We start from the raw sequence: 6,788 nt of genomic DNA, 5'->3' as shown, positions 1-6,788 counted from the left end.
CGGTGCCGTCGCCCCCACCCTCCGCCGATGTCGTGCGGAGTGAGAGCAGTCGTCAGATCATCACCCTCAGTACCCGCACCACCACCACCCCCGCCGACACCGCGCCCGTCCAGTGGCGCCAGGCGGACGAGAACCTCTGGGCCGCCACCGCCGGCGGCGAGTACGCCGGGCTGATCGCCCGCGACGCGGACGGCCACCACGTCAGCGACCACCTGTCGCGCCCCGTGGCCGTCACGCACACCTTCGACGAGGCCGTGGCCGCGCTCACCGCCGCCCGCCGCCGTCCCGCCGCGCCCGCCTGCCGCGCGCGCACCCACCACCGTCCGCGCCCCTCGTGGCGCGGCACCAGGAGCCGCGTCCGCGGCTCCGGTCCCCGAACGAGAGAAGACATCATGACCACCGGCACCGTGAAGTGGTTCAACGCCGAGAAGGGCTTCGGCTTCATCGCTCCCTCCGAGGGCGGCCCGGACGTGTTCGCGCACTACAGCGCCATCGCCTCCTCCGGCTACCGCTCCCTCGAGGAGAACCAGCAGGTCGAGTTCGACGTCACCGAGGGCCCCAAGGGCCCGCAGGCGGCGAACATCCGCCCGCTCTGAGCTGACGCGCGAACGCCGGCCGCCCCCGACGGGGACGGCCGGCGTTCTGCTGCCCGGGGTCAGCGCGCGGCGTCGGCTCCGAACGGGGCCGTGCCGGCCGCCGTGGCCGTCTGCCCGCGGCGGCTCGGGACGAGCGCGCCCGCCCCGAGCGCGGCACCGGCGACCAGCACCGCGCCCGCCAGCCCCTGCCGCTGCGCGCGGCTGTCGGAGCAGGCGGTCACGACGTCGAGCGTCTGCTCCAGCACCTCGTCGGAGCCGCCGAACGCCGGCCCGCAGCCGAACGGGGCCAGCGGCAGGGGAGCGGCGCCCAGCGCCAGCCCCCCGATCACGAGGACCAGCGCCGACACGCGGGCGGGGGTGCGGGACACGAGCGGCTCCGATCGGTCGGTCAGGCGGTCACGTCGGACCGTAGCCGCTCGCCGTCGTCGTGTCAGGCGGTCGGCACGCCCGGATCAGACCTGGCGGTACCGCTGCACGAGGGGGCAGTCGAACGGGTTTCGCGCCGCCAGGCCCACGTCGTTGAGGTAGCGCACCACGATGGCGTAGGAGCGCAGCAGCGACGTCTCCGTGTACGGCACGCCGTTGCGCAGGCAGTGCTCGCGGACCAGCAGGCGGGCGCGCGCCAGGTGCGGCCGCGGCATGCTCGGGAACAGGTGGTGCTCCACCTGATAGTTCAGGCCGCCCATGAGCGTGCTCATCGCGTGCCCGCCGGTGATGTTCCGGGACGTCAGCACCTGCTTCGACAGGAAGTCCAGCCGGCTGCCCTCGGGGATCACCGCCATGCCCTTGTGGTTCGGCGCGAACGAGGCGCCCATGTAGACGCCGAACACCGCGAGCTGCACGCCGAGGAACGCGAACCCGAGGCCGAGGCCCAGGAACCACAGCACCGCGGCGGTGTAGACGCTGAGCCGCACGACGAGCATCGTCAGCTCCAGCGTGCGAGCACGGGACCGCTCCTGCGCCAGCAGGCTGCGGAACGCCGTCACGTGCAGGTTCAGGCCCTCGAGGGTCAGCAGCGGGAAGAACGCCCAGCCCTGCACCCGGGTCAGCGCGGCCATCACCCGGCTCTGCTTCGCGGCGTCCGCGTGCAGGAACACGATCGTGTCCGGCGCGATGTCCGGGTCCTTGCCCACGTGGTTCGGGTTCGCGTGGTGCCGCGAGTGCTTGGTCATCCACCACGAGTGGCTGATGCCGACGACGCCGTTCGCGAGGATCCGGCCCAGACGGTCGTTCGCCGGACCTGACGCGAGGACCTGCCGGTGCGACGCCTCGTGCGCGACGAACGCGAACTGCGTCAGCACGATCCCGAGACCGCCGGCGATCAGCAGCTGGAACCAGGACCGGCCGAGCAGCACCGAGCCCGCCACGAGCGCGGCCAGGGCGACGCCCAGCCCCACCAGCAGCAGGACGTAGAAGCCCGGGGCGCGGTTCAGCAGGCCGGCGTCGCGGACCTGCTTGGAGAGCTCCTGGTACGAGCCGGTCGCGGCGGCCTGGTTCGGCCGGGCGGTCGTCGCCGGCGCGGCGGTGGGTGCGGAAGGTGTCACGAAGCGCGCTCCGAACGTGGGGGGTGGTCGACTTCCCAGCCGCGGGCGTGAGCGGGAACGCTCGTCGTTCGGATGCGTTCCACGCTACGTGACCGCGCGCGGGAGCACCCGGGGGCTGTCCCCCCGAACGCGGGTGGATGTCGTGGAGGCACGGGAGGAAGGCGGTGTGGAGCCGCGGATCAGCGTGGTCACGCTCGGCGTCACGGACCTCGACCGGCAGTGCGCGTTCGACGAGGCGATGGGGTGGCCCGCACCACGCCGACCCGACGGGGAGGTGGCGTTCTTCCAGGCGGGCGGGCTCGTGCTCACGCTGTGGACCGGTGTCGTGGGGTGCGGGGCGCCGGGGCTCGCGCGGCGGGGTCCGGCGCGCCGGCGTCGTGGCGTGCCGCCGCTACGCTCGCGGCCGTGCCGTCGTACCGCGTGACCCTCGGCGTCGGGCTGCTGCTCCCCGGCGTCGACCCCGCCGCCCTGCTCCCCGCCGCGGCGGACGCCGCCCGGGCGCTGACGAAGGTCGAGGCGCAGGACGTCGCCGTGGTCGCGGGCGAGGCGCGGGTGGTCGTGCGGTACCTCGCGGGGGACGACGACGGCGCCGCGGATCGGGCGGCGGGTGGCGGCCCGGGCGCGTGAGCTGGCGGGGTGAACAGCTGGTCGTGCTTCCGTTCCCACTCGCGGAGCGCGTCGCCGACGGCGGTCGCAAGTGGCAGGTCGCCGGGTGCGCGTGTGCTGCCACGCGAGGTGCCCCACAGGGCGCCCAGGGCGACAGCCGAGGCTGCAGCGACGCAGATCGCGAGCAGGAGTGGTGCGCGGCGCGAGCGGGGCAGGATCAGCAACCCGCGGCGGCGGGATTCGGCGCGGGGCATCACCCTGCCGCCAGACTCGGCGGCCCGGTCGGGGGTGTGTCGTCCCGCCAGTGCGGCATGGGCGTGCTGAACGGCCCGGGTGAGGTGAACAAGCTCGTTCGCAGCCAGTCGACGAAGATCTGGGTCGTGACCTCGACGTCGGGGCAGGGCTCGGTGCCCGGCTGCACGTCGCGCAGGCGGTGCGTGGTGGGTTCGAGCCCGAGCGCGATCAGCGCGGTGCGCTCGTCCTCGGTCAACGGCGACAGGACGTAGGTGATCAGGTACCTCTGGGTCGAGCCCTCGGCGTCCACCTCACCCGTGCTCCACCGGGCGTATCTTCGGGGCGAATCCTGATAGCAGGCGATCACCTCGACGTGGCCATCGTCTCGAGGAACGGACTCGAGGGGCGTGAAGCTCGCCGGGCCGATTCCCAGCCGGTCTCCTCCCGACGCGGACGCGTAGTTCTCCTCGCACTTGAACACGCGGACGTCCAGCAGTGCCTTGTACTCGTCGGTGCTGCACAGGTCGTTGAGCCATCCCCACGACGCGACGACGAAGTCGCGGCGGAGGGAGACCATGACGTCGGTGTGCTCGTAGGGGTTGTCTGCGGGATGCGGCGGGTTCAGCTCGCCGGGTGTCGAGGCTCGTGTCACCAGGGCCACGCTCGGCCGGGGGGTGGGGGAGGGTGACGGGTCGACGGGCGAGGAGCACGCGGCGATCACCAGGAACGCGAGCGCGGCGATCCTGCAGGCACGGAGTCGTGTCCGCACGTCAGTTCACCATTCCGGCCGCCATCTGATCGCGGCTCGCGGTCTCGTCGCTGTGACTCAGCGACACCGAGTAGGCGCCATCGGTCTCCTCGCTGCTGAAGGCGGCCGCCGCGGCGTCGTACGCGCCGCCGATGTTCTTGGCGAAGTCGTCGATCGTGGCGAGCCTTGACCGTCCGATGTCAAGATCCACGACGGTGTACGGGGGGTTCATTCCGGCGAGCGCGGTCTCGAGTGCGTCGCTGATCCTGGTGTTGAGCTCATCGCGGCCCGCCGTCTTGGGGTTGTTGCGGATCTCGAGCAGCTGATCGTCCGTCAGGATCTGCGGGATGATCGTGGCCAAGAGACCTGGAGCCACAGTGGTGACCGCGTCAACTCCGATGTCGAGGCCCTTGCTCGCGCCCGGGATGGGTACCAGCCCGCCGACCGCGAAGATCTGGTCGAGGAGCGCCCGCGACGAGTTGCTGAGTCGTGCGGCGTCCCCTGCGGCCTCGACGCTGTAGGCCGCGTGTGTGAAACCCCACACGGCGCTCACCGTGCTCAGAAGTGTTCGGGTCTGGTCGAGGGTCGGGGGCGTCGCGCCCGTCACGTGGGCCAGCACCGCGTCGCCGTAAGCGCGCACCTGGACTAGGAAGGCATTCAGGGCGCTCGGATGGGTGGTGGCGACACCAAGGGCACGAGCCAGGTTGCCGAACTTCGCATCCAGCGTCGGCCCGTTCTGGTGAAGGCCGTCGCGGAATATCTCCGCCGCTACGCCCGTGGACGTGGATCGATCCTGATCGCCGAAGATGTTGCCCGCTATCTCCGGGATGAAGGCAGAGATGGCGATCGCGATGTCCAGTGCCGCCGCCGGGCTCACGTTCGCGGTGTTGTAGTCGGGACGGCCGCCCAAGTTGTCCAGAGCCGTGGAGCAGAACCCGAGGATCGCCTTCCACGACTCGTTGTCGCCGGCGAGGTCCACGGGTTCGTTCGCGATCGCCCGGAGCAGGGCGGCGGGTCCGGTGAACCCGTCGCTCGCCCAAGGATGCCTGCCGTACCAGTAGGCCACCGCTTCGGTTGGGTCGCTGCGCGAGAAGAAGTAGTCGCGGGCTTCCCCGGGGACCTGGCTCATGAGGAGGAAGAGCGTGTTCGTCAGCGACTCGATCGTGAAGTCAGCCGTTCCCGGTGGGCCGCCAAGTGGAGAGGTGATCGTGGCGAACTTTGCGGGATCCACGTGGCGGAGTTCGTCGAGGCGTCCGAACGCGCCGAGGCCCACGCGGGGCGGCACTCCCGGCGATGCGAGCAGGCGGGCGAGGAGCTCCTGGTCCGAGGTGAGGGACGACACGGTGTCCGGCTTGAGCGCGTCGACGAGTGCGGCGCCGAAGGCGCGCTGCTTGTCGGAGGACCACCCGGACGAGGCCGTGACGAAGCCGGTGGCGAGCAGGCCGAAGATGAAGGTGGCGGTGCCGCCCGGTCCGGCTCGACGCATGAGGTCGATCAGCCCGCGTGCGCCGACCCCGTCGAAGAACGTGCCCATGAGCTCGGCGTCGTTGCTGTGCATGAGCAGGAACTGGTGGAGCAGGTCGAGGTTGCCGATGGGGTCGCGGTCGAGCAGGTCGAGCAGCTCGTCGAGGATGTCGGTTCTCGGGACGGTGCGGCCGTTGCGGTAGGCGATCGCCTGCCAGGCGGCGGCGCCGGCGCCGGGTGCGGTGTGCAGGGCGGTGGCCGTGGCGTTGTCGAGTGCCTGTCGTTCGGCGCGCAGGTTGTCGAGTGCGACGACCTGGGTCGCGATGTCGTGGGTGAGGGAGTCGACGGTGCCGCGTGCGTGGGTGATGCGCCAGGCCGCGGTGTCGTCGTCCTTCTGGTAGCGCGCCAGCGTCTTCTTGGCGGTGCTGAGGGAGTCCTCGGCGCTCGACAGTGCGGAGCGGATCTGGTCGCCGCGGGTCTGGATGTCCCTGAGGCGGGTGGCGTAGCGCACGAGCTCGTCCTTGACCCGGTCCCACGCGGCGACGGTGAGTCGGCTGGACTGCGTGGCCGCGTCCAGGCTCGAGCAGAACGCGTTCCCGGCCTGTCCCTGCCAGGCGGTGCGCACCGTAGAGGCGAGGTTGCTGGCGGTGCTGGCGGCGCCGGCGAGGTCGGCGCAGATCCCGCGCACCTGCTCGGCGGCCCTGTCGCACTCTGCGGGGACGCCCTTGTCGGGGCGGCGCTCGACCCCGGTCACCGGATGCTCCGGGGGTACGTGTGGGAGGTCGCGCACAACCCGGAGTGGCCGATCGGGGCGGACGGGTCGATCACGATGTAGCCGCTCCGCGAGGTGCCGCATCGCCGCTACGCTCGCCTCCCGGCCTTGGGGTGAGGAGCCCTCGGCCCTCCACGTCCAGGTGTGCAGCCCGACGGAGGTGGCCCAGCCGAAGGTGCCCTCGCCCTTCGTGAAGATCTGGCGCAGCAGGTCGTCCATCCCCTCGCCGCTCGCCTTGCGCACTGTCGGTATCCACGTCGAGCAGGGATGCGCCGTGGAGCGCCTCGCGGAGGGTCGAGAGGTCGATCGAGGCCGTCCCGCCGTCGGGGATCACGACTCGGGTCCGGTGCGGAAGCGGGTGAAGCGGGGGGTGTCCTGCCAGTCGACGAAGTGCTGGACGGTGATGGGGGCGCTGGGTTCGCAGGTCTCGATGGTGGTGGTGGTCGGGGCGGATGACCCGGCGAAGCGGTAGGAGTCGCCGTGGGGGATGAGTCGTGAGCGCCCGGGACGGTGGTGCTCGCCGGATCGTCCGGCGGGTTCGTGGGTGCTGACGTCGTATCGGGAGTGGGGTTGGGCGATGGCGCAGGTGGTGATGTCGACGGTGCCGTCGTCGTTGTGTGTCATCTCGACGACCTCGTAGGCGTAGGGGCCGGCGTATCCGATGCCGTCTCCGGGTCCCCAGGCGACGTCGCGGCAGAATCGTCCGTCGCGGAGGAAGTCGGGGTGCAGCCACTGGTCGACCTCGGGGAGGTCGCAGGTCATCTGCAGGTGGGCCCAGGCCATGACTGCCTGTGCTTGGCGCAGTGCGTGGGCTGCGGGGGTGT

General features: G+C 71.6%; 7 protein-coding genes. 2 read left to right on the top strand and 5 right to left on the bottom strand.

Going from position 1 to position 6,788, the window contains the following annotated elements; all coding sequences use genetic code 11:
* The first annotated feature begins 392 nt into the window (after window positions 1-392).
* On the top strand, window positions 393-596 hold the full coding sequence (locus G6556_RS15975; protein ID WP_166943634.1) for a cold-shock protein: 204 nt from the start codon (window positions 393-395) through the stop codon (window positions 594-596).
* A 59-nt stretch (window positions 597-655) separates the two neighbouring features.
* Here the strand turns inward: G6556_RS15975 and G6556_RS15970 are convergent, their stop codons facing one another.
* On the bottom strand, window positions 656-964 hold the full coding sequence (locus G6556_RS15970) for a hypothetical protein (protein ID WP_166943631.1): 309 nt from the start codon (window positions 962-964) through the stop codon (window positions 656-658).
* Window positions 965-1,048: 84 nt separating this feature from the next.
* Window positions 1,049-2,140 carry an acyl-CoA desaturase gene (locus G6556_RS15965; protein ID WP_166943628.1) on the bottom strand — a complete coding sequence of 364 codons (1,092 nt, stop codon included), beginning with the start codon at window positions 2,138-2,140 and terminating at the stop codon, window positions 1,049-1,051.
* A gap of 405 nt (window positions 2,141-2,545) precedes the next feature.
* Here G6556_RS15965 and G6556_RS15960 point away from each other — a divergent pair, with 405 nt between their 5' ends.
* Window positions 2,546-2,767, top strand: a complete 222-nt coding sequence (locus G6556_RS15960) for a hypothetical protein (protein WP_205693605.1) — start codon at window positions 2,546-2,548, stop codon at window positions 2,765-2,767.
* A 232-nt stretch (window positions 2,768-2,999) separates the two neighbouring features.
* Here the strand turns inward: G6556_RS15960 and G6556_RS15955 are convergent, their stop codons facing one another.
* From G6556_RS15955 to G6556_RS15945, 3 genes are all read right to left on the bottom strand, one after another.
* Entirely contained in the window at window positions 3,000-3,632 is a 633-nt protein-coding gene (locus G6556_RS15955; RefSeq protein ID WP_166943619.1) for a hypothetical protein, read from the bottom strand.
* A gap of 118 nt (window positions 3,633-3,750) precedes the next feature.
* Complete coding sequence (locus G6556_RS15950; protein ID WP_166943625.1) at window positions 3,751-6,207, bottom strand: hypothetical protein; 2,457 nt, start codon at window positions 6,205-6,207, stop codon at window positions 3,751-3,753.
* Between the two features lie 87 nt (window positions 6,208-6,294).
* A partial coding sequence (locus G6556_RS15945; RefSeq protein ID WP_205693604.1) for a hypothetical protein occupies window positions 6,295-6,788 on the bottom strand: 494 nt, incomplete at its 5' end.

The sequence above is a fragment of the Cellulomonas sp. IC4_254 genome (genome assembly GCF_011603975.1).
GTDB lineage: Bacteria > Actinomycetota > Actinomycetes > Actinomycetales > Cellulomonadaceae > Cellulomonas.
Note: the sequence above shows the minus strand (reverse complement) of the source record. Positions and strands in the feature narration are given on the sequence as shown.